This window comes from Anaeromyxobacter oryzae (genome assembly GCF_023169945.1).
GTDB lineage: Bacteria > Myxococcota > Myxococcia > Myxococcales > Anaeromyxobacteraceae > Anaeromyxobacter > Anaeromyxobacter oryzae.
Window position 1 is genome coordinate 6,265,277 of record NZ_AP025591.1, and the last position, 23,839, is coordinate 6,289,115.

The following is a 23,839-nucleotide window of genomic DNA, read 5'->3' on the forward strand; positions in this document are numbered from 1 at the left end:
GGCATGAACGCGGCAGAGATCGAACGGCTGGTCCGGCGGATGGGGAAGGAGATCGCCGACCGGGCCCGCGGCGCAGGCGCGGCGAAGGACCTCGCGATCGTCGGGATCCGGCGCGGCGGCGTGTTCCTCGCGCAGCGGCTCCGCCGCGAGCTCGCCCAGGCGCTCGGGGGAGAGGCACCCCTCGGCACGCTCGACATCGCGCTCTACCGCGACGACCTCGCGCAGAAGGGCGCGGCGCCGGTCATCGGCCCCACCGACATCCGCTTCCCGATCCAGGGCAAGACCATCGTCCTCGTGGACGACGTGCTGTACACCGGGCGCACGGTGCGGGCGGCGCTCGACGAGCTCGTGGACTTCGGACGGCCGCGGCGCGTCTGGCTCGCGGTCCTGGTGGACCGCGGCGGCCGGGAGCTCCCGATCGCGGCGGACTTCGTGGGCGCGCGCGTCGAGTGCGGCGAGGGCGACGACGTGCAGGTGCGGCTCGTCGAGGGCGGCGCGCCCGAGGACGCGGTGGTCGTGAAGAAGGGGAGGCCGTCGTGATCGGACGCCACAAGCACTGCATCGCGCTCGCCGAGTACGGCCGCGACGACATCCTCGAGGTCCTGGACCTCGCGGTGTCGATGAAGGAGGTCCTGCAGCGGCCCATCAAGAAGGTGCCGTCGCTGCGCGGCAAGTCCATCGTGAACCTCTTCTTCGAGGCCTCCACGCGGACGCGCAGCTCCTTCGAGATCGCCGCGAAGGTCCTCTCGGCGGACGCCCTCAACTGGACCGCGAGCGCGTCGTCGGTGACGAAGGGCGAGACGCTCGTCGACACCGCCAAGAACCTGGAGGCGATGCGCCCGGACGTGCTCGTCATCCGGCACTCCGCGAGCGGCGCGCCGCGCCTCGTCGCCGAGCGCGTCGGCTGCTCGGTCGTGTCGGCCGGCGATGGCGCGCACGAGCACCCGAGCCAGGGGCTCCTCGACTGCTTCACGCTCCGCGAGAAGCTCGGCACGCTCGAGGGCAAGACCGTCGCCATCGTCGGCGACATCAGCCACTCGCGCGTGGCCCGGTCCGACCTCCACTCCATGCCGAAGCTCGGCGCGAAGGTCCGGCTGTGCGGGCCGCCCACGATGATCCCGGCCGGCGTCGAGGCGCTCGGCGCGACCGTCCACTACGATCTGCGCGAGGCGGTCCAGGACGCCGACGCGGTCGTCATGCTCCGCATCCAGCACGAGCGCATCGGCGACCCGCTCATCCCGGGCACGCGCGAGTACTCGAAGTACTGGGGCCTCAACGCGAAGAAGGCGGAGGAGTGGCTGAAGCCCTCCTGCGTGATCCTCCACCCGGGCCCCATCAATCGCGGCGTGGAGCTCTCTCCGGAGGTCGCCGACGGGCCGCGGTCGGTGATCCTGGACCAGGTGCAGAACGGCGTCGCGGTCCGGATGGCGATCCTGTACCTGCTCGCGGGCGGTGGCGCGGAGTCGGAGGCCAAGGCATGACCGACGTGATCTTCATCGAGGGCGGGCGCGTCATCGACCCCGCGAGCGGCGTCGATGGCGTACGGACGGTCGTCGTCCGGGACGGCAAGGTCGCAGACGTCGCCGAGCGCGTGGAGCGTCCGCGCGACGCCCGCGCCATCGACGCGCGCGGCCGGTGGGTGACGCCCGGCCTCATCGACCTGCACGTGCACCTGCGCGAGCCGGGCCAGGAGTACAAGGAGACCGTGGCGACCGGCGCCCGCGCCGCCGTCGCGGGCGGCTTCACCGCCGTGTGCGCGATGCCGAACACGAAGCCGGTGAACGACAACGCGTCCGTGACCGAGCTCGTGCTCGCGCGCGCCGCCGCCGCCGGGCTCGCGCGCGTCTACCCGGTGGGTGCCATCTCGAAGGGCTCGGCCGGCGAGGAGCTCGCTGAGTTCGGCGAGCTCAAGGCAGCCGGCTGCGTGGCGCTCTCGGACGACGGGCGGCCGGTGATGAACGCGGGCCTGATGCGCCGCGCGCTCGAGTACGCCAAGGCGTTCGGCCTGCCGCTCACGGTCCACGAGGAGGATCTGCAGCTGGTGGGCAAGGGCGTCATGCACGAGGGTGCCGTGGCGACGCGGCTCGGGCTCAAGGGGATCCCGGGGCAGGCCGAGGACGTCATGGTCCTCCGCGACCTCGCCCTGCTCGAGCTCACCGGCGGGCGGCTCCACCTCGCGCACGTCTCCACCGCGGGCGCCGTCCGCGCGGTCCGCGAGGCGAAGCGGCGCGGCCTCGCGGTCACCGCCGAGGTCACCCCGCACCACCTCGCCCTCACGGACGAGGACGTCGCGGCGTCCGGCTACTCGACCGACTACAAGATGAACCCGCCGCTCCGGTCCGCCGACGATGTGCGGGCGTGCCGGGAGGGGCTCGCCGACGGCACCATCGACGCCATCGCGACGGATCACGCCCCGCACTCCGCGGTCGAGAAGGACCTCGAGTTCGACGCGGCGCTGAACGGGATCATCGGGCTCGAGACCGCCTTCCCGGTCTGCCTCGCGCTCGTGAAGAAGGGGCTCCTCACGGAGCGGCGCCTCGTCGAGGCGCTCACCACCTCGCCGGCGAAGGCGTTCGGCCTCCCCGGCGGCACGCTCGCTCGCGGCGCGGTCGCGGACCTCGCGGTCCTCGATCCCGCGGCGGAGTGGGTGGTGGACCCGGCCCGGCTCCACTCGAAGAGCCGGAACACGCCGTGGAAGGGAAAGCGGCTCGCCGGGCGTTGCACCCACACGATCGTGGGCGGTCGCATCGTCCACGAGGAGGGCAGGTCGGAACGATGACGAAGCAGGCCATCCTGGCGCTGGCGGACGGTACGACGTTCGAGGGCGTCTCCCTCGGAGCGACGGGCGAGACGACCGGCGAGGTCGTCTTCAACACGTCCATGACTGGGTACCAGGAGATCCTGACCGATCCGTCGTACGTCGGTCAGATGATCTGCATGACGTACCCCGAGCAGGGGAACTACGGCGTGAACCGCGCCGACGAGGAGTCCGAGCGCCCGCACGCCACCGGCTTCATCGTCCGCCATTTCGCCGAGGAGCCCTCGAGCTTCCGCGCCGAGCAGAGCCTGGACGGCTACCTGAAGGCGAACGGGATCGTCGGCATCTCCGGCATCGACACGCGCCGCCTCACGAAGCACATCCGGACGGCCGGCGCACAGATGGGCGTCATCGCCACGGAGGGCAGCGCGAAGGCGCTGGTCGAGCGGGCGCGCGCTCTGCCGGGCATGGAGGGCCAGGATCTCGCGACCCGGATCTCGACGGTGGCCCGCTACGAGTGGCGCGAGAAGGGCGCCGACGCATGGACGGCGGGCGAGCGCACCGAGGAGACGAAGCCTCGCTTCCACGTCGTCGCCTACGACTGGGGGCTCAAGCGCGCCATGCTCAGGCTCCTCGCGGAGGCCGGCTGCCGCGTGACGGTGGTGCCGTCCCGCACGACGGCCGCCGAGACGCTCGCGCTGAAGCCCGACGGGGTGTTCCTCACCAACGGCCCGGGCGATCCCGACGCGGTGGTCGGCGCGCGCGAGACGGTGGCGGCGCTCCTCGGCAAGGTCCCGGTGTTCGGGATCTGCCTCGGGCACCAGATCCTCGCGCTCGCCATCGGCGCCCGGACCTACAAGCTCAAGTTCGGGCACCGCGGCGCGAACCAGCCGGTGAAGGAGCTCGCCACCGGCAAGGTCGACATCACCGCCCAGAACCACGGGTTCGCAGTGGACGACGCGAGCCTCGGGAAGCGGGCGAAGGTCACCCACGTGAACCTGAACGACGGGACGGTGGAGGGCATCGAGGTCCTCGACGCGCCGGCGTTCAGCGTCCAGTACCACCCCGAGTCGTCCCCCGGGCCCCACGACGCCCGCGCTCTGTTCGGCCGGTTCGTCGCCCTGATGGAGCACGCGCGATGACGCTGCAGCAGCTCCACGAGAGGCTCCTCTCGTGGGCGACCGCCGAGCCGCGGAAAGATGACGTCCTCGCCGCGCGGCATGCCCACTTCGGCGGCTATGGCGAGCCGCACGAGGAGGACCGCACCTACGAGGTCCGCCTCAACGGCATGCTCGACTTCTACCTGTACGAGTGGCGGTCGCCCGGCGGGCAGACGTCGATCGAGCGGTTCCTCGAGGCCGAGGGGCCGAGCCTCTCGGCGGAGGACGTCGCGCAGTATCAGGACCTCGCGAAGAACGTCCATGGGCTGTTCGAGGTCCGGAAGATCAAGGAAGGCCAGATCCGCGTCCGCGACGTCTTCGGCGGCGGCGACTACGACGTGACGGAGCGCCGGCAGGTCGCCGGCCTCGAGAAGGGCGACGTGCTCGAGGCGCGGCTCCTGCCCTTCGACGGGACCCTGTTCTTCTCCGGCGCGTTCCTGTACCACCCGCGCGAGGCGCGAAAGGCGATCCTCTCCGAGGTGAAGCGGCTCAAGAAGGCGGCCGGCAAGGGCGGCACGCCCGACATCCCCGCCTTCCTCGCGCTCCTCTCCCGGATGGCGCTCAAGCTCGAGCGCTACCGGAACGTTCGGCTCGAGGCCATCTACGACTTCTCGCCGGACACCCGGACGATGACGCCGCCCGGCGGCCTGAGGCCCCTCGGCCCGCGCTAGAGCCGGAGGCCGTGCGATCCGTCGGCGATCCGGTCGCGCGCCTTCACGAGGTCGTCGGGCGAGAGCCCCGACTGCTCCATCACCTTCCGCGTCGTGACGATCGGAACGCCCGCCGCCACCGCGAGCGCGACCGACTCGGACGGCCGCGCCGCCACCTCCAGCTGCCGACCTCCCTGCGCGAGCCGGATGAGAGCGCCGTCGGGCGTCTCCTCCGCCTCCGCGATCTCGACCTCCCGGACGCGGCCCCCGAGCTTCTCGATCGCGTCGGCGAGCACGCCGTGGCGCTTGTGCTCCGCGATCGTCCGCGACAGGTCGCGCGCCGCGGCGCCCGAGACGAGCACCGGGACGATCGTCTTCGCGCCCTTCTCCCGGAGCACCAGGATCGAGGACGTGCCCTCGGCCATCGGGAGTAGCCCGGCGACCTCCAGCTCGACGCGCGCCGGACGGGGCGGGCTCGCCTGCGCCGCCCCCACCACCAGCACGAGGACGCTCGCGGCCACCGCGAGGGGCAGGGCGAGCGTTCCGCTGGCGGGCACCCGGGTCATGGAGGCGGGCAACGGCGCGTCCGTGGCGCCTCGCCCGTCCCCACAATCTGGGGTGCACGGTCGTGGCGCGGCCACACCGGACCGCGACGAGGGGCGACCCCGCCGCCGGCCCGCCCGGACCGTCACCAGGCAGGGCTTTCCTCGGGGCGGGCGGTGCCGCATCTCGTAAGGGCGTGGACTTCTCGCTCCTCGACTCGGTGCCGGACGCGATGGTCATCGCGGACGAGGGCGGCGTCATCATGTGGGCCAACGGGAACGCCGAGCGGCTGTTCGGCTATCCGAAGGCGGAGCTCGTCGGCAAGCCCGTCGAGGTCCTGCTCCCCGCGCGGTTCCGCGCGATGCACCAGGTCCACCGCGGCGGCTACACGGCCGCGCCGCGCACCCGGCCGATGGGGCTCGGCCTGGACCTCTCCGGCCTCCGCCGCGACGGCGCCGAGTTCCCGGCGGAGATCAGCCTCTCCCCCATCCACGTGGACGGGAAGACCTGCATCATCGCCGCGGTGCGGGACGTGACCGAGCGGAAGAAGATCGAGGGCCGCGCCCGGCTCTGGCGGAAGGCGCAGGAGGAGGTGCGCGAGCGGGACGAGTTCCTCTCCGTCGCCTCGCACGAGCTCCGGACGCCGGTCACGGCGCTGCAGCTGCAGCTCCAGCTCCTGCAACGCGCGGCGCAGCGGTCGGTGGCGGAGCTGCCCGGCCTCGTCGGCGACAAGGTGGAGGCGCTCGAGCGGCAGACGAGGCGGATCGCGCTGCTCGTGAACGAGCTCCTCGACGTCTCGCGGATGCGCCTCGGGAAGCTCCAGCTTCGCCTCGAGGCGCTGGATCTGGCCGAGCTCGCGCGCGACGCGACCGAGCACCTCGGCCCGGAGGTGGAGCGGTCCGGCTCGTCGCTGGCGCTGGACCTCGTGCCCACGACGGGGCAGTGGGACCGGATGCGGATGGAGCAGGTCTTCACGAACCTGCTCGTGAACGCGGCGAAGTTCGGGGAGGGGAAGCCCGTCGCGCTCCGCGTCCGCCCGGCGGGTGAGCTCGCGCGCATCGAGGTGACGGACGAGGGCATCGGGATCGCGCCCGAGCACCAGTCGCGCGTCTTCGAGCGGTTCGAGCGCGCGGTCCCCGCGCAGAACTTCGGTGGCCTCGGCCTCGGGCTCTACATCGTGCGGCAGATCGTGGAGGCGCACGGCGGCACCATCGCCGTCTCGAGCGCTCCCGGGACGGGCACCACGTTCACCGTCGAGCTCCCGCGCGAGCCGCCTGCCGCGCCGCCTCCGTCGCTCGACCCGGCCGAGGCCGTACACTAGCGCCGCTTGACGCGCGGACGCCGCGCAGGACACGCTCGCGGCGCCTCCACGCCCCGGCCCTCCCCACGCGATGAAGCCGCGCGGGGGAGAGGCAGCACGAACGAAGGAAGCGAGGTCGCAGTGAAGCGGCTCATCGTCAACGCCGACGACCTGGGCTACGACCCCGAGATCGATCGCGGCATCCTCGAGGCCCACACGCACGGGCTCGTGACCAGCGCGACGGCGATGGTGGAGACGCCGTTCGCGGCGGACGCGCTCCGCGCCGCGCCGGGGACGCTCGGGGTGGGGCTGCACGTCGTCGTCGATCCGCGCGCGGATCGGGCCGAGGCGGAGGCGGCGCTCCTGCGGCAGCTCGCGCGCTTCGAGGCGCTCCGCGGCGCGCCGCCCACTCACCTCGATAGCCACAAGCACGCACACGCGTCCGGGGCGGTGCTGGACGCCTTCGTCGCCGTCGCCGCCGCCCGGGGGCTACCGGTGCGCGCGATCGACGACCGGATGCGGGCCGAGCTCCGGGCCCGCGGCGTCGCGACGCCGGACCGGTTCCTCGGCGACGCGGCGCTCCGGCCGGCGTGGACGGCCGAGCGCCTGATCGCCGTGCTCGCGACGATCGGGGAGGGCGTGACCGAGATCATGTCACACCCCGGCCACGCGCCCTCGCACGCGCGCACGAGCTTCGGCGTGGAGCGCGAGGAAGAGTTGCGGGCCCTGTGCGATGCGCGCGCGCGCGCAGTCGTGCAGCGCGTCCGGATCCGGCTCTGCGGGTACGCGGACGCGTGGGCACACGCGCGCGGCGCGCCGCCGAGAGGTTGACCGTCAGCGTCATCGTCGACCGATGCGGTCGTCAAAAAGCCGAATATTTACGCTGGCAACCTTGACATACCCACACCGGTCGCAGCATCGTGCTGCCCCGCGCACGCGTCTCCGTTGCGCACTCGTCGCGACCTCGACGGCGGCCTCTCATCCACGACGAAGGAAGGGCTCAATGCGACTGTTCTCGGACTCGATCGGAAGAAAGGTGCTGATGGCGGTCACGGGCCTGCTCATGGTCCTGTTCGTCGTCGGCCACCTGCTCGGCAACCTCACCATCTTCGCCGGGCCGAACGGCATCAACTCCTACGCGGAGCATCTCCACTCACTCGCGCCGCTCGTGTGGGGCACGCGGCTCGTGATGGGCGCCGCGGTCCTCATCCACCTGTTCCTCTCCATCCAGATCACGATGGAGAACTCGGCTGCGAAGCCGGAGAAGTACGCGCGCGCGAACTATCTGCGCGCCACGATCGGCAGCCGGACCATGATCTGGACCGGCGTCATCATGGCGATCTTCATCGGCTACCATCTGGTCCAGTTCACGTTCCGCCCGGGCTTCACCATCGGCGCCGACGCGCTGAACCGTCCCGACGTCTTCGCGATGGTGGTCGCCGGCCTCGGCCGGACGCTCGTCGCTCTCGTCTACGTGGTGGCGATGGTCTCGCTCGCCCTGCACCTGTCGCACGGCATCCAGAGCGCGTTCCAGACGCTGGGCCTCGCGAACCCGCGGTGGCTGCCGCGGTTCAGCGGCACGGCGAAGGTCGCGGCCGGCATCTTCCTGGTCGGCTTCGGGGCGATCCCCGTCGCCATTCTCGTTGGCATCCTGACCAAGTAAGGGGAACACCGTGATCCTCGACGGAAAGGCACCTACCGGCAGAATCCAGGATTCCTGGGACAACGCCCGCTTCAGCCTGAAGCTGGTGAACCCGGCGAACAAGCGAAAGTACAAGGTCCTCGTGGTCGGGACGGGCCTCGCCGGCGCGTCCGCCGCCGCGTCGCTCGGCGAGCTCGGCTACAACGTGGAGGCGTTCTGCTACCAGGACAGCCCCCGCCGCGCGCACTCGATCGCCGCTCAGGGCGGCATCAACGCCGCGAAGGCGTACCCGAACGACGGCGACAGCATCTACCGGCTCTTCTACGACACCATCAAGGGCGGCGACTTCCGCGCCCGTGAGGCCGACGTCTGGCGGCTCGCGCAGGTGTCGAACAACATCATCGACCAGTGCGTCGCGCAGGGCGTGCCGTTCGCCCGCGACTACGCCGGCTACCTCGACAACCGGTCCTTCGGCGGCGCCCAGGTCTCCCGCACCTTCTTCGCCCGCGGCCAGACCGGCCAGCAGCTGCTCCTCGGCGCGTACTCGGCGCTGTCCCGGCAGATCAAGGCCGGCACGGTGAAGATGTTCGCGCGCACGGAGATGCTCGACCTCGTCATCATCGACGGCGAGGCGAAGGGCATCACGGTGCGCGATCTCACGACCGGCGAGGTCCGCACGCACGTGGGCGACGCGGTCGTCCTCGCGACCGGCGGGTACGTGAACGTCTTCTACCTGTCGACCAACGCGATGGGCTGCAGCGTCACGGCGATCTGGAAGGCGCACAAGAAGGGCGCCTACCTCGCGAACCCCTGCTACACGCAGATCCACCCGACGTGCATCCCGCAGGCGGGCGACTACCAGTCGAAGCTGACGCTCATGTCCGAGTCGCTCCGCAACGACGGCCGCTGCTGGGTGCCGAAGAAGAAGGAGGACTGCAACAAGGATCCGAACTCGATCCCCGAGGAGGATCGCGACTACTACCTCGAGCGGAAGTACCCGTCGTTCGGCAACCTCGCCCCGCGTGACATCGCGTCCCGCGCCGCGAAGGAGCAGTGCGACGACGGCCGCGGCGTCGGCCCCGGCGGCCGCGGCGTCTACCTCGACTTCTCCACGTCCATCAAGCGCGTGGGCGAGGACAAGATCCGCGAGCGGTACGGCAACCTCTTCGAGATGTACGAGCGGATCACCGACGAGAACGCCTACAAGCGGCCGATGCGCATCTACCCGGCGCCGCACTACTCGATGGGCGGCCTCTGGGTGGACTACAACCTCATGAGCAACGTGCCGGGCCTCTTCGTGCTCGGCGAGGCGAACTTCTCGGTCCACGGCGCGAACCGCCTGGGCGCGAGCGCGCTCATGCAGGGCCTCGCGGACGGCTACTTCGTCATCCCGTACACGATCGCGGGCTACCTCGCGGGCGTGAAGTCGCCGGGCAGCATCAAGGCGGATCACCCTGAGTGCGCGAAGTCGATCGCGGACGTGAAGGCGTCCACCGAGCGGTTCCTCGGGGTGAATGGCAAGAAGACGGTCACCGAGTTCATCCGCGAGCTCGGCACGACGATGTGGGAGAACGTCGGCATGGCCCGGAGCGAGAAGTCGCTCAAGGCCGCGCTGCAGAAGATCCCCGCCATCCGCGCCGAGTTCCAGGAGAACGTGAAGGTCTCCGGGACGGGCGCGGAGCTCAACCAGCAGCTCGAGAACGCCGGCCGCACCGCCGACTTCCTCGAGTTCGCCGAGCTGCTCACCCGCGACGCGCTCCACCGCGAGGAGTCCTGCGGCGGGCACTTCCGGGTCGAGCACCAGTACCCGGACGGCGAGGCGAAGCGTGACGACGCGAACTACTGCTACGTCGGCGCGTGGGAGTTCAAGGGAGTTGGCAAGGAGCCCGAGCTCCACAAGGAGCCGCTGAAGTTCGAGAACGTCCACCTCGCGGTCAGGAGCTACAAGTAATGAGCGCGCACGCTTCCGATCACAAGACGATGAACATCAAGCTGATCGTCTGGCGCCAGGACGGTCCCGACAAGCCCGGGCGGTTCGAGCACTACGAGGCCAAGAACATCACGCCCCACCACTCGTTCCTCGAGATGCTGGACGTGGTGAACGAGGACCTCATCAAGGCGGGCAAGGACCCGATCGCCTTCGATCACGACTGCCGCGAGGGCATCTGCGGCATGTGCTCCGCCGTCGTGAACGGCATTCCGCACGGCGGGCAGAAGCGCACCACGCTCTGCCAGCTGCACATGCGGAAGTTCAAGGACGGCGACGTGATCTACCTCGAGCCGTGGCGCGCGCGCGCGTTCCCGGTCATCAAGGACCTGATCGTCGACCGGGGCGCCCTCGACAGGCTCATCCAGGCCGCCGGCTGGGTCTCCGTCCACACGGGCGGCGTGCCCGACGGCAACGCGATCCCCGTCTCGAAGCGCGCGGCCGACTACGCGATGGACGCGGCCGAGTGCATCGGGTGCGGCGCCTGCGTGGCGGCCTGCCCGAACGGCGCCGGGATGCTCTTCGCCGGCGCGAAGCTCTCGCAGCTCGCCGAGCTGCCCCAGGGCCAGGTGGAGGCGCCGGAGCGCGTCGCCGCGATGATCACGGCGATGGCGGAGAACGGGTTCGGCAACTGCTCGAACCACTACGAGTGCGCCGCGGCCTGCCCGAAGGGCATCGACGTGAAGTTCATCGCTCGCCTGAACCGGGAGTTCCTGAAGGCGCTCGCCCTCGAGAAGGCCGGCGCCCTCGAGCAGTCCGCGAAGGCGGAGTAGCCACCTTCGAGCAGCACGTCGGACCGCGACGGGGCAGGGGCAACGCGTCCCTGCCCCGTTTCCTTTTCCCTTCACTGGAGAGACCGTGAGCCTCGATCCGGAACTCACCGCTCAGCTGAAGCGCGTGCTCTCGTCGCTCGAGCCGCTCCTGCCGAAGCCGGTCCAGAAGATCGACTGGGCCACCTGCCACGCGGCCAACTGGCACCGCAGCACCTACTCCGGGACGATGGAGCCCGTCCCGAGCATCGAGGCGATGCATCTCGACGACCTCCTCGGCATCGAGTCGCAGAAGCGCATCGTGGAGGAGAACACGCGGCAGTTCCTCGAGGGCCTGCCCGCGAACAACGCGCTCCTCTGGGGCACGCGCGGTACCGGGAAGTCGTCCCTGGTGCGCGCGCTGCTCCACGCGTACGCCGCGAAGGGGCTGCGTATCGTCCAGGTCGACAAGGACGATCTCGTGAGCCTCCCCGCCATCGTCGACGAACTGAAGGCGCAGCCGTTCCGGTTCATCGTGTTCTCCGACGACCTGTCCTTCGAGACCGGCGACGCCAGCTACAAGGTCCTGAAGAGCGCGCTCGACGGCTCGGTCTACGCGCTGCCCGACAACGTCCTCATTTACGTCACCTCGAACCGCCGGCACCTCGTCCCGGAGTACGAGAGCGACAACCGCGGGGCGATGCTGGTGAACGGCGAGGTCCACCACGGGGAGGCCGTCGAGGAGAAGATCTCGCTGTCCGGCCGGTTCGGGCTCTGGGTCGGCTTCCATCCGTTCAGCCAGGACCTGTACGTCGACGTCGTCCGGCGCTGGGTGGACAAGCTCGGCCGGAAGGTGGGGGGCGCGGTGGAGTGGACGCGGGACGCGGAGACCGAGGCGATCCTGTGGTCCCAGCGGAAGGGCGACCGCAGCGGGCGGATCGCCTACCAGTTCGCCTGCGACTTCGTGGGGCGGGCGCTCATGTCGCGCGAGCGCCGCTGAGCCGACCGCGGCGGCGGGCCGCGTCGGAGAGGGCGCGCCACCTGCCGGGTGAAGCGACCGGCTCCCGCCGATCCCGGACCGGCGCGGTCATCCAAAAACCGGGCCGTTACGGGCCGTTGGCCCCGGTTGCTGCCTTTACAGCGTACGCCGACCGCGATAAGAGCCCGTATCTTCCCTCCTCTCACACGAGGTCACCTGTCATGGCCGACGCGAAGCCCGTGGTGCCGAAGGATGGCGCGAAGATCACGCTCGTCAACGGGAAGCTGAACGTGCCGGACCGGCCCATCCTCCCGTTCATCGAGGGCGACGGGACCGGTCGCGACATCTGGCGCGCGAGCGTCCGCGTGCTCGATGCCGCGGTCGAGAAGGCCTACAAGGGGAAGCGGAAGATCGCCTGGACCGAGGTGTACGCCGGCGAGAAGGCGTTCACGAAGTTCAACAACTGGTTGCCCGACGAGACCGTCGAGGCCTTCCGCGAGTACATCATCGGCATCAAGGGCCCGCTCACCACGCCGATCGGCGGCGGGATCCGGTCCCTCAACGTCGCGCTGCGGCAGCTCCTCGATCTGTACGTCTGCCTGAGGCCCGTCCGCTGGTTCAAGGGCGTGCCGTCGCCCGTGAAGAACCCGCAGAAGGTCGACATGGTGATCTTCCGCGAGAACACGGAGGACATCTACGCCGGGATCGAGTGGGAGGCCGGGTCCGAGCAGGTGAAGAAGATCCTCTCGTTCCTGGAGAAGGAGTTCCCGAAGGAGTTCAAGAAGATCCGCTTCCCGGGCTCCGCCGGCATCGGCATCAAGGCCGTCTCGCGCGAGGGCACCGAGCGGCTCGTCCGCGCGGCGATCGAGTACGCGCTCCGCCTCAAGCGGAAGAGCGTGACCTTCGTGCACAAGGGCAACATCATGAAGTTCACCGAGGGCGCGTTCCGGAACTGGGGCTACGCCCTCGCCGAGAAGGAGTTCGGGGACCGGGTCTACACGTGGGAACAGTGGGAGCGCACGAAGGCGTCGAAGGGCGAGGAGGCCGCCAACGCCGAGCAGAAGGCCGCGCTCGGGTCGGGCAAGCTGCTCGTGAAGGACGCCATCGCGGACATCACGCTCCAGCAGGTGCTCACGCGCCCCGAGGAGTTCGACGTGGTCGCGACGCTCAACCTGAACGGCGACTACCTCTCCGACGCCCTCGCCGCGCAGGTGGGCGGCATCGGCATCGCCCCCGGCGGCAACGCGAACTACATGACGGGCCACGCCATCTTCGAGGCGACGCACGGCACCGCGCCGAAGTACGCCGACCTCGACAAGGTGAACCCGGGCTCGGTGATCCTGTCCGGCGAGATGATGTTCCGACACCTCGGGTGGAACGAGGCGGCCGACCTCATCATCAAGGGCATGGACGGCGCCATCGCCGCGCACCGGGTCACGTACGACTTCGCCCGACTCATGAAGGCGGAGGGGGTGTCGGACACGGTCGAGGTGAAGTGCTCGGAGTTCGGGGACGAGATCATCAAGCACATGTAGGCTGCGGCTTCCTCTTCACGAAGGGAGAGACCCATGGCTTCTCGGAAGAAGATCGCGCTCATCGGCGCGGGGCAGATCGGCGGCACCATGGCGCTGCTCTGCGGGCAGCGGAACCTGGGCGACGTCGTGCTCGTCGACATCATGGAGGGCGTCGCCAAGGGGAAGGCGCTCGACCTCCAGCAGACGCGGAGCATCCTGAAGTTCGACGTGAGCATCACCGGCGGCGGCACGACCGACTACTCGATCATCAAGGACGCCGACGTCTGCATCGTCACGGCCGGCGTGCCCCGGAAGCCGGGCATGAGCCGGGAGGATCTCCTCAAGGTGAACCTCGACGCGATCACGAAGGTGGCGCAGGGGATCAAGCAGTACGCGCCGAACGCCTTCGTCATCGTGGTGACGAACCCGCTCGATTCGATGGTCTACGCGATGTACAAGATCACCGGCTTCCCGAAGAACCGGGTGGTCGGCATGGCCGGGGTCCTCGACACCGCGCGCTTCCAGTTCTTCGTCGCGGACGCGGCGGGCGCGTCGCCGCAGGACGTCACCGCCATGGTGCTCGGCGGGCACGGCGACGACATGGTGCCGGTGCTCCGCTACTGCTCCGTGAACGGGACCCCGCTCACGAAGCTCGTGGAGAAGTCGAAGCTCGACGCGATCGTCGAGCGCACGCGCAAGGGCGGCGGCGAGATCGTGGCCCTCCTCGGCACCGGGTCGGCGTTCTACGCCCCGGCCTCGAGCGCGGTCGCCATGGCCGAGAGCTACCTCCGCGACCAGAAGCGGTCGTTCCCGTGCTCCGCCTACCTCGAGGGGCAGTACGGCGTGAAGGGCCTCTTCCTCGGCGTGCCGGTCGTGATCGGCGCCGAGGGCGTCGAGCGCGTGATCGAGCTCGACCTCAACGAGGAGGAGAAGGCGATGCTCGGGAAGTCCATCGAGAGCGTGAAGAAGTCCGTCGCCGAGACCAGGCTGTAGTGGGAACGGCGAGCCGGCATCGCCGGCGCCATCGCAACGGACCGGGTGCACGCCAGGCCCGAGGAGCACCAGCCGGGTGAAGATCCACGAGTACCAGGCGAAGGAGATCCTGCGGAGGTTCGGGGTCGCCGTCCCGCGCGGCTACCTCGCCGTGACCCCGCTCGAGGCCGAGGGGGCCGCCCGCCAGCTCGGGGGCGGCATCTCCGCCGTGAAGGCGCAGATCCACGCGGGCGGGCGAGGGAAGGGGGGCGGGGTCAAGCTCGCCCGCTCGCCCGACGAGGCGCGGCAGCACGCCGAGGCGATGCTCGGCATGATGCTGAAGACGCCGCAGACCGGTCCGGACGGGCAGGAGGTCCGGAAGGTGTACATCGAGGAGGGCTGCCGGATCGCGCGGGAGCTCTACCTCGGGATGACGCTCGACCGGGAGATGGGCCGGCTCGCCGTCATGGCGTCGGTGGAGGGTGGCGTCGACATCGAGGAGGTGGCGGCGAAGCACCCGGAGAAGATCCTCCGCGAGTGGATCTCGCCGCTCACCGGCCTCATGCCGTTCCAGGCGCGCCGCCTCGCGTTCGGCCTCGGGCTGCAGGGGGACTCGGTCTCCGCATTCGTCCGCTTCGCGACCGGGCTCTACAACGCCTACGTCGCGACGGACGCCTCGCTCGCCGAGATCAACCCGCTCGTGATCACCGTGGGCGGCGAGGTGCTCGCGCTCGACGCGAAGATGAACTTCGACGACAACGCGCTGTACCGGCACCCGGACATCGCCGCGATGCGGGATCCCGACGAGGAGGATCCCAAGGAGACGCAGGCGAAGGAGTACGATCTCTCGTACATCGCCCTCGACGGCGACATCGGCTGCATGGTGAACGGGGCCGGCCTCGCGATGGCGACGATGGACGTCATCAAGCTGTCGGGGGGCGCGCCGGCGAACTTCCTCGACGTGGGCGGCGGCGCCGACGAGGAGAAGGTGACGGCCGCGTTCAAGATCATCCTCTCCGATCCGCACGTGAAGGCCGTGCTCGTGAACATCTTCGGCGGGATCATGAAGTGCGACGTCATCGCGAACGGCATCGTCGCGGCGGCGAAGCAGGTCGGGCTCTCGATCCCGCTCGTCGTGCGCCTCGAGGGGACGAACGTCGAGCTCGGGAAGGACATCCTGGCCCAGAGCGAGCTCAAGATCATCCCCGCCGACGACCTCGGAGACGCCGCACGGAAGGTGGTCAACGCCGCGCGGGCCGCGTAGAAACACGGGCTCGGACGTCGACCAGGGAGCGGGAGGCAGCACTTGAGCGTCTTCGTCGATCGCAACACGCGGGTCCTCGTCCAGGGCATCACCGGGTCCGCGGGCAGCTTCCACACCGAGCAGATGCTCGCCTACGGGACCAACGTGGTGGCGGGCGTCACGCCGAACCGCGGCGGGACGCGCTTCCAGGGCACCGTCCCGATCTTCCACACCGTCGCGGACGCCGTCCGAGAGACCGGCGCGAACGCCGCGGCGATCTTCGTTCCGCCGCCGTTCGCGGCGGACGCGATCATCGAGGCGGCGGAGTCGGACCTCCCGCTCATCGTCACGATCACCGAGGGCATCCCGATCCTCGACATGGTCCGGGTGCGCCGGTACGTGGAGAGCCGCCCGAAGTCGCGCCTCGTCGGGCCGAACTGCCCGGGCGTGATCACGCCGGGGCAGTGCAAGATCGGGATCATGCCCGGGCATATCCACCGGCCGGGGCGCATCGGCGTCGTCTCGCGATCCGGCACGCTGACCTACGAGGCGGTGAAGCAGCTCACGGATCTCGGGCTCGGCCAGTCGACGGCGGTCGGCATCGGCGGCGACCCGGTGCACGGCACGGACTTCGTGGACGTCCTCCGCGCGTTCGAGGCGGATCCCGAGACCGAGGCGATCATCATGATCGGCGAGATCGGGGGCGGCGAGGAGGAGAAGGGCGCCGCGTTCGTCCGGGACCACATGACCAAGCCGGTGGTGGGCTTCATCGCCGGCCGGACGGCGCCGCCCGGGAAGCGGATGGGCCACGCCGGCGCGGTGATCTCGGGCGGCACCGGCACCGCCGAGGCGAAGATGGCCGCCATGCGGGAGGCGGGGATCACGGTCGTCGACAGTCCCCACCTGCTCGGGCGGGCGATGAAGGACGCGCTCGGCCGGCGCGCGAAGCCGAAGCCGGTCCCGGTCACGACCGGGAAGCGCCCGGCGGCGGCGACGCCGCCGAAGAAGGGCGCTGCGGTCCGGAGCGCGGCGCCGTCGCAGCGCGGCGGCAAGGCGACCAAGAAGGCCGCGAAGGGCGAGCGCGACTAGCTCGCCGACGAACATCAACCTCGGGCGCGACGGTCCGGGCGGGCTCACGGTGAGCCGCCGTCCGACAGGCTCACGGTGAGCCGGGCCGCCACACCCGATCATCCAGCAGAGGAGCAGTCCATGGCGATCGAGCGCACGCTGTCCATCATCAAGCCCGACGGCGTCGAGAAGGGCATCATCGGGAAGGTCATCGCCCGGTTCGAGGAGAAGGGGCTGAAGCCGGTGGCGATCCGCCTCGCGCAGCTGTCGAAGGCGGAGGCCGAGGGCTTCTACGCGGTCCACAAGGCGCGCCCGTTCTTCGCGGACCTCGTGAAGTTCATGACGAGCGGCCCGGTGGTCCTGATGGTCCTCGAGGGCGAGGGCGCGGTCGCGAAGAACCGCGAGATCATGGGGGCGACGGACCCCGCGAAGGCGGCTCCCGGCACCATCCGGAAGGACTTCGCGACGAACATCGAGAAGAACACCGTCCACGGGTCGGACAGCCCCGAGAACGCGAAGATCGAGGTCTCGTACTTCTTCCCCGAGGTGCAGATCCACGCGTACGAGTGGAAGAAGTAGGCGTAACCCCGCGAGATCACGGAGGACGAGCGGACGTTCCCCCGACCGGAAGTCCGCTCGCTCTGCCGCTTCGGGTTAGAATGACGTTGCCCGTCCCTCTCCGGGGACGGGCTTCGTCGTTTTCTGGAGCGAAGGAGAGGCGTCTTTGGAGTCAGCAGTACCGGCGTGGAAGTGGATCGTCGCGGTCGTCTTCCTGCTCGGGTCGGCGTTCTGCTCCGGCACCGAGACGGCGCTCACGGCGCTGGGCGAGGCGCGGGCGCGGCAGCTGCGGGACGGCGGCGGCCGGCGCGCGCGCCTGCTCGGGATCTGGATCGACCATCCGGAGCGGGTCCTCTCCACGCTCCTCATCGGCAACACCCTCGTGAACATCGGGGCCGGCGCGCTCGCGGCGTCGCTCGCCGGGGACCTCGCCGCCTGGACCGGCTGGAACCTTCCGACCGTCGTCGCCGCGACCACCGCGGTGACGACGCTCGTCATCCTCTTCTTCGGGGAGATCATCCCGAAGACGCTCGGGAAGCGGCACCCGGTGCGGTTCTCGCTCGCCGCGATCCCGCTCGCACGGACCCTGTCCGTGCTGCTCTGGCCGGTCTCCGCCTTCGTGACCCGCGCGACGGGCGCGCTGTTCGCGGTGTTCGGCGGCGGCAAGGCCGGCGCGGCCGGCCCGGCGGTGACGAGCGAGGAGATCGAGTACCTCATCGAGATGGGCACGCGCGAGGGCGTCCTCGACGAGGTGAAGGAGGAGCTGCTGAACAGCGTCCTCGAGTTCGCCGACCGCGTCGCGAAGGAGATCATGGTCCCGCGGACGCGGATGGTGGCCATCGACCGGGAGGCCGCCCCCGAGGACCTCGTCCGGATCGTGACGGAGAACCCGTACAGCCGCATGCCGGTGTACGAGGGCTCCGTCGACAACATCGTCGGGATCCTCCTCGTCCGCGAGATCATCCAGGAGGTCCGGCATCCCCAGAAGACGATCGCGCTCGAGCGGTACCTGAAGCCGGCGTTCTTCGTGCCGGAGGGGATGAAGATCTCGCGGCTCCTGAAAGAGATGCAGCGCCGCCGGACGCACCTCGCCGTCGTGGTGGACGAGTTCGGCGGGACGAGCGGCCTGGTGACCCTCGAGGACGTGATCGAGGAGATCGTCGGCGAGATCCAGGACGAGGCGGACGTCGAGGCGGCGCCGGTGAAGGCCGTCGCCGCCGGCGTGTGGCTCGCGGACGCCGCGGTGCCGCTGCACGACCTCGAGGCGTTCCTGAACGAGCGGCTGGGCGAGACGCCGGCCGGGCAGGAGGGGGCGCGGCCGCCCGAGATCCGGTTCCCCGAGGAAGGCGACTACGAGACGCTGGGCGGGTTCGTGACCGCCACCGCCGGGCGCGTCCCGGCCGTCGGCGCGATCCTGACCTGGGACGGGCTCACCTTCACGGTGCGCGCCGGCGACGAGCGCCGGGTCACCCGCGTCGAGATCGCCCGGCGCGCGGACGCCCCGGGGGCGGCGCACGAGGTCGCGCAGCCCGCGGCCCGGGCTTAAGAGAGGACGCGATGGAGCACCCCGACCTCGCGAGGCCCGACCTCCGGTCCCTCCCCCCCGAGCACCTCGCGGCGCTCGTCGCGGCGCTCGGCGAGCGGCCGTTCCGGGCCCGGCAGCTCTACCGCTGGCTCCACCTGAAGGGCGCGGCGACGCTCGACGAGATAACGGACGTCCCCCGCGCGCTCCGCGACGCGCTGGCGGCGCGGACCGAGCTGGTGACGCTCGAGCGCGCGACCGAGCAGCGGTCCGTCGACGGCACCATCAAGTGGACCTGGCGCACCGCCGACGGGAAGCTGGTCGAGTCCGTCTACATGCCCGAGTCCGACCGGAAGACGCTCTGCGTCTCGTCCCAGGTCGGCTGCGCCGTCGGCTGCACGTTCTGCCTCACCGGGACGATGGGGCTCGCCCGGAACCTCACCCCGGGGGAGATCGTCGACCAGGTGCACCGGGCGAACCGGCGGCTCGTGGAGCTCGGCGAGGGGGAGGGGCCGCGCCCTCTCACGAACCTCGTGTTCATGGGCATGGGCGAGCCGCTCGCGAACTACCGCAGCCTGAAGGCGGCGCTCGACATCCTCCTCTCCGAGGACGGCCCGAACTTCTCCCATCGACACGTGACGGTCTCCACCTCCGGCCTCGTCCCGGTGATGCGCCGGCTGGGAGAGGAGACGCAGGTGAAGCTCGCGGTGTCGCTGAACGCGACGACGGACGCCCAGCGCGACGCGCTGATGCCGATCAACCGGCGGTACCCGCTCGCCGAGCTGCTCCGCGCCTGCCGCGAGTTCCCGATGAAGCAGGGAAGGCGGATCACGTTCGAGTACGTGCTCCTCGGCGGCGTGAACGACGCCTCGGAGGACGCGGAGCGGCTCGCGCGCCTCCTTCGCGGCATCCCGGCCAAGGTGAACCTCATCCCGTACAACGAGAACCCGGGGCTCGGCTTCGGCGCCCCCGCGCCGGAGCGGGTCGAGGCGTTCCAGGCGGTGCTGGTCGCGCGGAACGTCACGGCGGTCATCCGCAAGAACCGCGGCCGTGACATCTCGGCCGCCTGCGGCCAGCTCGCGGCGGAGGGCGGCCCCGGCGACCCGCGGCGGCGGGCCACCCCGGACGGCGAGCCGTTGACCCGCGCGCCGGCGGCGGGCTAGGAAGAGCCCGCTCCCACGCTCCCGCGGCGCCCCCGCGCCGAAAGGTCCCGCATGTCCCTCCTCGTCGTCGGCTCCGTCGCGCTCGACTCCCTCGAGACCCCCTTCGGCCGCCGGGAGGACGTGCTCGGCGGCTCCGCGTCGTACTTCTCGACGTGCGCGAGCTTCTTCGGGCCGACGCGCGTGGTCGCCGTGGTCGGGGAGGATTTCCCCGAGGAGCACGTCCGGTTCCTCGGGTCCCGCGGCATCGACCTCGCCGGGCTGGTCCGCCGCCCCGGCCGGACGTTCCGGTGGAAGGGTCGCTACGAGTTCGACCTCAACACCGCGCACACCCTGGACACGCAGCTCAACGTGTTCGCCACGTTCCAGCCCGAGCTTCCGGCGCACTACCGGGACTCGGAGTACGTGTTCCTCGGGAACATCGACCCGGACCTGCAGCGCGCGGTCCTCGACCAGGTGAAGGGCCCGAGGTTCGTCGGCTGCGACACCATGAACTACTGGATCACGTCGAAGCGCGAGAGCCTGCTCCGGACGCTCGAGCGCGTCGACATGCTCTTCGTGAACGACGCCGAGGCGCGCCAGCTCGCGGGCGAGCACAACGTCGTGAAGGCGGCGCGGAAGATCCTGTCCTTCGGCCCCCGCGCGATCGTGATCAAGCGCGGCGAGTACGGGGCCCTCTTCTTCTCCGGCGACGAGGTCTTCGCGGCCTGCGCCGTGCCGCTCGCGTCCGTCTTCGACCCGACCGGCGCCGGTGACAGCTTCGCGGGTGGGTTCATGGGCTACCTCGCCCGCTGCGGCGGGCACGATCACGCGACCATGCGCCGCGCCATCGTGCTCGGGAGCGTGCTCGCGAGCTTCACCGTCGAGCAGTTCTCCCTCGACCGGCTGCGCACGCTCACGCCGGAGGAGATCCGCAGCCGGTACGCCGAGGCGCGCACGCTCGCCCACTTCGACGAGCTCGAGGCGGACCTGTTCAACGGGAGTGGAACCCCCCGTTGACGCGCATTCGGCCCCGCGGCTACCATCCGCCGCGCCGGGCCCGCGAATGCGCATCGGGATCATCTCCGACATCCACTCGAACCTCGAGGCGCTGACCGAGACGCTCGCCGCGCTCGAGCGACACCGTCCGGACCGGATCGTGTGCCTGGGCGACGTCGTCGGCTACGGCGCGAGCGTGAACGAGTGCTGCGCGCTGGTGCGGAAGGTCTCCGCGGTCACGCTGCTCGGGAACCACGACGCGGCCGTGTCGGGGCGGATGGACTACAGCTTCTACTATGACGCCGCCCGGCACGCGCTCGACTGGACGGCGTCCCGCATCGACCCCGATCACCTGGAGTGGCTGCGGACGCTCTCGTACGTCCACGCGCTCGACGGCGCCACGTTCAGCCACGGGAACCCGGTGAACCCCGAGGCGTACGAGTACGTGTTCGCGATGGAGCAGGCGAAGGAGCTCCTCCCGCACGCCGCGCGCCTCGCCGACGTGAGCTTCGTGGGGCACTCGCACCTCTGCAAGACGTTCGCGCTGCAGCCCGGGGGCGAGGTGAACGAGGTCGTCGCGGCGAAGTTCGGGCTCCGCCGGGGTCACAAGTACGTCGTCTCGGTGGGCTCCGTCGGGCAGCCGCGCGACTGCGACAACCGCGCGTGCTACGTGCTCTACGACAGCGAGGCACGCACGGTCGAGTACCACCGGGTGCCGTACGACATCGAGACCTCCGCGCAGAAGATCTTCGACGCGGATCTCGCCCTGAACTTCGGGAAGCGGCTGTTCCTCGGCGTGTAGCCCCCGCGCGCGTCACGGCGCGACGACGCTGAGGTGCGTCGCGAGCCCGAGCACCGTCACCACGCCGTCCGCGTCCATCGCCGCGAGCCTGAGCGCGCCGTCGGAGAAGAGCCGCACCGGCGCGACGCCGGGGATCGCGCCGAGCAACTCGCCGGACTCTGCGTCGAGGCAAGCGACGCCCTCGCCCGAGACGAGGAGGAGCCCGCGCGCCGCGACCGGCGCCGCCGCGTCCGGCGGTGGGGGGCCGGGCGCGGCGGGGCGCGACCACGACGCGCTCCCGTCGCGCCCGAGCGCCACGAGCGCGCCGGAAGCGCCGCGGACGGCGAGCAGGGCGCCGATCGGGGCGAGCCTTGGCGCGCCGTCGAGGTCCGGCGCGGCGGTCCACGCGGAGGCGCCGGTCCGCTCGAGCACGGTGACCGCCGGATCGCCGCCGACCGTGCCGCCCACCGCCACGCGCCGGCCCCACGCGACGGGCGGCCCCGCCGGCAGGAGCTCCAGCGGCGCTTCCCAGAGGCGCACGCCGGACGCAGGGTCGACGGCGAGGAGCGCGGATCCGGCGCCCGCCTCCGCCAGCGCCAGGCAGGCCCCGGCCGCCGCGGCGGCCCCGCCGAGGAACGGTCCCGGTCCGCGCACCCGCCACGCGTTCCGCCCGGCGGCGTCCACGCCGTAGAGGAAGCCGGTGTCGGCCGTCACGGCGGCGATGCCGCCGAAGGCGCGCGCGGAGAGCGCGCCGGCCGCGGGCGGCGCGAACCGCCAGAGCGTCCGCCCTGTGCCGGGGTCGACGCCCGTGAGCGCGCCGCGCTCGGCGATCGCCCAGGGCCCGCGCGCCAGCGCGATCGCGGCGGTCGGGGCGGCGCCGGGGAGCGGCCGCGACCAGAGCAGCCGCCCGCCGCGCAGCGCGTGCGCGGCGAGCCGGTCGCCGCGCACGACGAGGACCGCTCCGGGCAGCGCCGCGGCGAAGTCGCACCCGTCGGCGCGCCACGCGACGGTGCCGCCGGCGAGGTCCACCGCGGCGAGCCCGTCCGCGCCCGCCGCCACGACGAGGCGCCCCACCGCGACGAGCCCCGCGCCCGCCGGCCGCCCGACGTCGAGCGCGAGCCGGCGGCGGAACGCGAGCCGCCGGAGCCGGCCCGGACCGAGCGGCTCCTGCGAGGGTGTTCGCGGCGCAGGGGACCGTGCGGACGTGACGGCGGCGCCGGTGCGATCGCCGCCCGCGAGCTCCTCGGCGAGCGCGAGCCGATCGGCGGCGGAGGCCTCGAGCTCGACGAGGAACGCGTTCTCGGCCTGGCGCGGGTTGAGCGCGCGGGCCGCCCGGCCGAGCTCGAGGGCGGCGCTGGCGACGGCGCGCACGAGGTCGAGGGGCGGGCAGGGCGCCTCGACACCGCCGGCGGAGACCCGGCCGCCCGCGAGGTCGAGCGCCACCGGCAGCGGGCCGCCACGGCCGGGGCGGGCGAGCGTCGCGACGTGCCGCGCCTCGCCGCGCTGGAGCGCCCGGAGCACGTCGCGCGCGACCGCGGTGAGATCGCGGAGGGCGAGGAAGGGGAACCCCGGCATCGTGAGGATCTCGGTGCCGTCCGCCGCGCGCAGCGTGACCGTTCCGGGGGCGAGGAGCGAGCCGAGGTCCGCCCGGCCGCCGGGATACGCCCGCAGGACGCCGTCGTCGTCGTGCAGCTCGAACAGGCAGGCGACCGGCCCGCCGCGGCCGGCGCGCGGCCGGGGGGCGCGGCCGCTCGGCGCAGGCGCCGGGGCGGGCGCCGCCTCGACGCGGCGGAGGTCGCGGGCGGCCGCCCGGAGCCGCCGGGCGCCCCCGGTCGCGTCCGGCGCCACCTCGGCGAGCTCGCGGCAGAAGTCCGCCGCCGCGTCGAGAGCGGCCGCGGAGAGCGCCTCCAGCTCGACCTCCACGTCCCGGGCGAGGACGCGCGACGGCCGCGCCACCGACACGATCGTGAGGAGCGCGCTGCCGCCGCGGCGCCGGACGAAGAGCTCGAGCCCGCCGTCCGGGAACGCCACGGTCGCGTGCGACGCGCCGCCGATCACGCGCGCGACGGCGCGCAGGAGCGCCTCGAGCGACGGCAGGAGCGGGCCCTCCGCGCGCCCGGCGGCGAGGTCCACCCCGTCCACCTCGATGGCGAGGGCGTCCACGATGGATCGGACGGTCGCCTGACCGGCCGTGCGCACCCGCCCCAGCATCGCGGGGAGCCGCGGGTCGTGACGCCAGGCAGTGCCGGTGCGGATCCGGATCATGAGATCTCTA

At 71.5% G+C, this 23,839-nt stretch carries 22 protein-coding genes; 20 read left to right on the forward strand and 2 right to left on the reverse strand.

Features of this window, described 5'->3' with window-relative positions; genetic code table 11:
• Window positions 1-3: 3 nt before the first annotated feature.
• The 5 genes from pyrR to AMOR_RS27535 are packed head-to-tail and all read left to right on the forward strand — an operon-like array spanning window position 4 to window position 4,589.
• Complete coding sequence (gene pyrR / locus AMOR_RS27515) at window positions 4-540, forward strand: bifunctional pyr operon transcriptional regulator/uracil phosphoribosyltransferase PyrR (protein ID WP_248356467.1); 537 nt, start codon at window positions 4-6, stop codon at window positions 538-540.
• Window positions 537-1,481: an aspartate carbamoyltransferase catalytic subunit gene (locus AMOR_RS27520; RefSeq protein WP_248356469.1), complete on the forward strand. Its 945-nt coding sequence runs from the start codon at window positions 537-539 to the stop codon at window positions 1,479-1,481. Before pyrR ends, AMOR_RS27520 begins: the two co-directional genes overlap by 4 nt.
• A complete protein-coding gene (locus tag AMOR_RS27525) occupies window positions 1,478-2,779 on the forward strand; it encodes a dihydroorotase (protein WP_248356471.1) in 1,302 nt (433 codons plus the stop codon). Before AMOR_RS27520 ends, AMOR_RS27525 begins: the two co-directional genes overlap by 4 nt.
• Window positions 2,776-3,900, forward strand: coding sequence for a glutamine-hydrolyzing carbamoyl-phosphate synthase small subunit (gene carA / locus AMOR_RS27530; RefSeq protein ID WP_248356483.1), 1,125 nt, complete (start codon window positions 2,776-2,778; stop codon window positions 3,898-3,900). Before AMOR_RS27525 ends, carA begins: the two co-directional genes overlap by 4 nt.
• Window positions 3,897-4,589: a hypothetical protein gene (locus tag AMOR_RS27535; protein ID WP_248356486.1), complete on the forward strand. Its 693-nt coding sequence runs from the start codon at window positions 3,897-3,899 to the stop codon at window positions 4,587-4,589. The genes carA and AMOR_RS27535 overlap by 4 nt, the downstream gene beginning before the upstream one ends.
• On the opposite strand, the gene AMOR_RS27540 is transcribed toward AMOR_RS27535, so the two are convergent.
• Complete coding sequence (locus tag AMOR_RS27540; protein ID WP_248356488.1) at window positions 4,586-5,134, reverse strand: bifunctional nuclease family protein; 549 nt, start codon at window positions 5,132-5,134, stop codon at window positions 4,586-4,588. The genes AMOR_RS27535 and AMOR_RS27540 overlap by 4 nt on opposite strands.
• Window positions 5,135-5,307: 173 nt before the next feature.
• On the opposite strand from AMOR_RS27540, the gene AMOR_RS27545 reads away from it, so the two are divergent.
• The 15 genes from AMOR_RS27545 (at window position 5,308) to AMOR_RS27615 (ending at window position 21,585) form a co-directional block, all read left to right on the forward strand.
• Complete coding sequence (locus AMOR_RS27545; protein WP_248356490.1) at window positions 5,308-6,432, forward strand: PAS domain-containing sensor histidine kinase; 1,125 nt, start codon at window positions 5,308-5,310, stop codon at window positions 6,430-6,432.
• Between the two features lie 120 nt (window positions 6,433-6,552).
• The gene (locus AMOR_RS27550; RefSeq protein ID WP_248356492.1) at window positions 6,553-7,242 is read left to right on the forward strand and encodes a carbohydrate deacetylase; all 690 of its coding nucleotides are present in this window, start codon (window positions 6,553-6,555) and stop codon (window positions 7,240-7,242) included.
• Between the two features lie 172 nt (window positions 7,243-7,414).
• Entirely contained in the window at window positions 7,415-8,074 is a 660-nt protein-coding gene (locus AMOR_RS27555) for a succinate dehydrogenase cytochrome b subunit (RefSeq protein WP_248356509.1), read from the forward strand.
• Window positions 8,075-8,084: 10 nt separating this feature from the next.
• Window positions 8,085-10,004: a fumarate reductase/succinate dehydrogenase flavoprotein subunit gene (locus AMOR_RS27560; RefSeq protein WP_248356511.1), complete on the forward strand. Its 1,920-nt coding sequence runs from the start codon at window positions 8,085-8,087 to the stop codon at window positions 10,002-10,004.
• On the forward strand, window positions 10,004-10,813 hold the full coding sequence (locus AMOR_RS27565) for a succinate dehydrogenase/fumarate reductase iron-sulfur subunit (RefSeq protein WP_248356513.1): 810 nt from the start codon (window positions 10,004-10,006) through the stop codon (window positions 10,811-10,813). The genes AMOR_RS27560 and AMOR_RS27565 overlap by 1 nt, the downstream gene beginning before the upstream one ends.
• Window positions 10,814-10,898: 85 nt before the next feature.
• Window positions 10,899-11,789: an ATP-binding protein gene (locus tag AMOR_RS27570; protein WP_248356515.1), complete on the forward strand. Its 891-nt coding sequence runs from the start codon at window positions 10,899-10,901 to the stop codon at window positions 11,787-11,789.
• Window positions 11,790-11,989: 200 nt separating this feature from the next.
• Window positions 11,990-13,303, forward strand: a complete 1,314-nt coding sequence (gene icd / locus AMOR_RS27575; protein WP_248356517.1) for an NADP-dependent isocitrate dehydrogenase — start codon at window positions 11,990-11,992, stop codon at window positions 13,301-13,303.
• Between the two features lie 33 nt (window positions 13,304-13,336).
• On the forward strand, window positions 13,337-14,275 hold the full coding sequence (gene mdh, locus AMOR_RS27580) for a malate dehydrogenase (protein ID WP_248356519.1): 939 nt from the start codon (window positions 13,337-13,339) through the stop codon (window positions 14,273-14,275).
• Window positions 14,276-14,351: 76 nt separating this feature from the next.
• Window positions 14,352-15,518, forward strand: coding sequence for an ADP-forming succinate--CoA ligase subunit beta (sucC, locus tag AMOR_RS27585; RefSeq protein ID WP_248356528.1), 1,167 nt, complete (start codon window positions 14,352-14,354; stop codon window positions 15,516-15,518).
• Window positions 15,519-15,560: 42 nt separating this feature from the next.
• Window positions 15,561-16,586 carry a succinate--CoA ligase subunit alpha gene (gene sucD, locus AMOR_RS27590; protein ID WP_248356530.1) on the forward strand — a complete coding sequence of 342 codons (1,026 nt, stop codon included), beginning with the start codon at window positions 15,561-15,563 and terminating at the stop codon, window positions 16,584-16,586.
• Between the two features lie 120 nt (window positions 16,587-16,706).
• Complete coding sequence (gene ndk, locus AMOR_RS27595) at window positions 16,707-17,144, forward strand: nucleoside-diphosphate kinase (protein WP_248356532.1); 438 nt, start codon at window positions 16,707-16,709, stop codon at window positions 17,142-17,144.
• 145 nt (window positions 17,145-17,289) lie between these two features.
• The gene (locus AMOR_RS27600; protein ID WP_248356534.1) at window positions 17,290-18,669 is read left to right on the forward strand and encodes a hemolysin family protein; all 1,380 of its coding nucleotides are present in this window, start codon (window positions 17,290-17,292) and stop codon (window positions 18,667-18,669) included.
• An 11-nt stretch (window positions 18,670-18,680) separates the two neighbouring features.
• A complete protein-coding gene (gene rlmN / locus AMOR_RS27605) occupies window positions 18,681-19,808 on the forward strand; it encodes a 23S rRNA (adenine(2503)-C(2))-methyltransferase RlmN (protein WP_248356552.1) in 1,128 nt (375 codons plus the stop codon).
• Window positions 19,809-19,859: 51 nt separating this feature from the next.
• Window positions 19,860-20,804 carry a PfkB family carbohydrate kinase gene (locus tag AMOR_RS27610; protein ID WP_248356554.1) on the forward strand — a complete coding sequence of 315 codons (945 nt, stop codon included), beginning with the start codon at window positions 19,860-19,862 and terminating at the stop codon, window positions 20,802-20,804.
• A gap of 46 nt (window positions 20,805-20,850) precedes the next feature.
• Complete coding sequence (locus AMOR_RS27615) at window positions 20,851-21,585, forward strand: metallophosphoesterase family protein (RefSeq protein WP_248356556.1); 735 nt, start codon at window positions 20,851-20,853, stop codon at window positions 21,583-21,585.
• A 12-nt stretch (window positions 21,586-21,597) separates the two neighbouring features.
• Here the strand turns inward: AMOR_RS27615 and AMOR_RS27620 are convergent, their stop codons facing one another.
• Window positions 21,598-23,829 (reverse strand): outer membrane protein assembly factor BamB family protein, encoded by a 2,232-nt coding sequence (locus tag AMOR_RS27620; protein ID WP_248356558.1) that lies wholly within the window; start codon window positions 23,827-23,829, stop codon window positions 21,598-21,600.
• Window positions 23,830-23,839: the final 10 nt, after the last annotated feature.

Bases quoted from the DNA above. Each gene is read 5' to 3' on its own strand.
- AMOR_RS27525 (WP_248356471.1), top strand. From the start codon at position 1,478: ATGACCGACGTGATCTTCATCGAGGGCGGGCGCGTCATCGACCCCGCG.
- AMOR_RS27535 (WP_248356486.1), top strand. From the start codon at position 3,897: ATGACGCTGCAGCAGCTCCACGAGAGGCTCCTCTCGTGGGCGACCGCC.
- carA (WP_248356483.1), top strand. From the start codon at position 2,776: ATGACGAAGCAGGCCATCCTGGCGCTGGCGGACGGTACGACGTTCGAG.
- AMOR_RS27610 (WP_248356554.1), top strand. From the start codon at position 19,860: ATGTCCCTCCTCGTCGTCGGCTCCGTCGCGCTCGACTCCCTCGAGACC.
- AMOR_RS27565 (WP_248356513.1), top strand. From the start codon at position 10,004: ATGAGCGCGCACGCTTCCGATCACAAGACGATGAACATCAAGCTGATC.
- AMOR_RS27620 (WP_248356558.1), bottom strand. From the start codon at position 23,829: ATGATCCGGATCCGCACCGGCACTGCCTGGCGTCACGACCCGCGGCTC.
- icd (WP_248356517.1), top strand. From the start codon at position 11,990: ATGGCCGACGCGAAGCCCGTGGTGCCGAAGGATGGCGCGAAGATCACG.
- ndk (WP_248356532.1), top strand. From the start codon at position 16,707: ATGGCGATCGAGCGCACGCTGTCCATCATCAAGCCCGACGGCGTCGAG.
- mdh (WP_248356519.1), top strand. From the start codon at position 13,337: ATGGCTTCTCGGAAGAAGATCGCGCTCATCGGCGCGGGGCAGATCGGC.
- pyrR (WP_248356467.1), top strand. From the start codon at position 4: ATGAACGCGGCAGAGATCGAACGGCTGGTCCGGCGGATGGGGAAGGAG.
- AMOR_RS27615 (WP_248356556.1), top strand. From the start codon at position 20,851: ATGCGCATCGGGATCATCTCCGACATCCACTCGAACCTCGAGGCGCTG.
- AMOR_RS27540 (WP_248356488.1), bottom strand. From the start codon at position 5,134: ATGACCCGGGTGCCCGCCAGCGGAACGCTCGCCCTGCCCCTCGCGGTG.
- AMOR_RS27555 (WP_248356509.1), top strand. From the start codon at position 7,415: ATGCGACTGTTCTCGGACTCGATCGGAAGAAAGGTGCTGATGGCGGTC.
- rlmN (WP_248356552.1), top strand. From the start codon at position 18,681: ATGGAGCACCCCGACCTCGCGAGGCCCGACCTCCGGTCCCTCCCCCCC.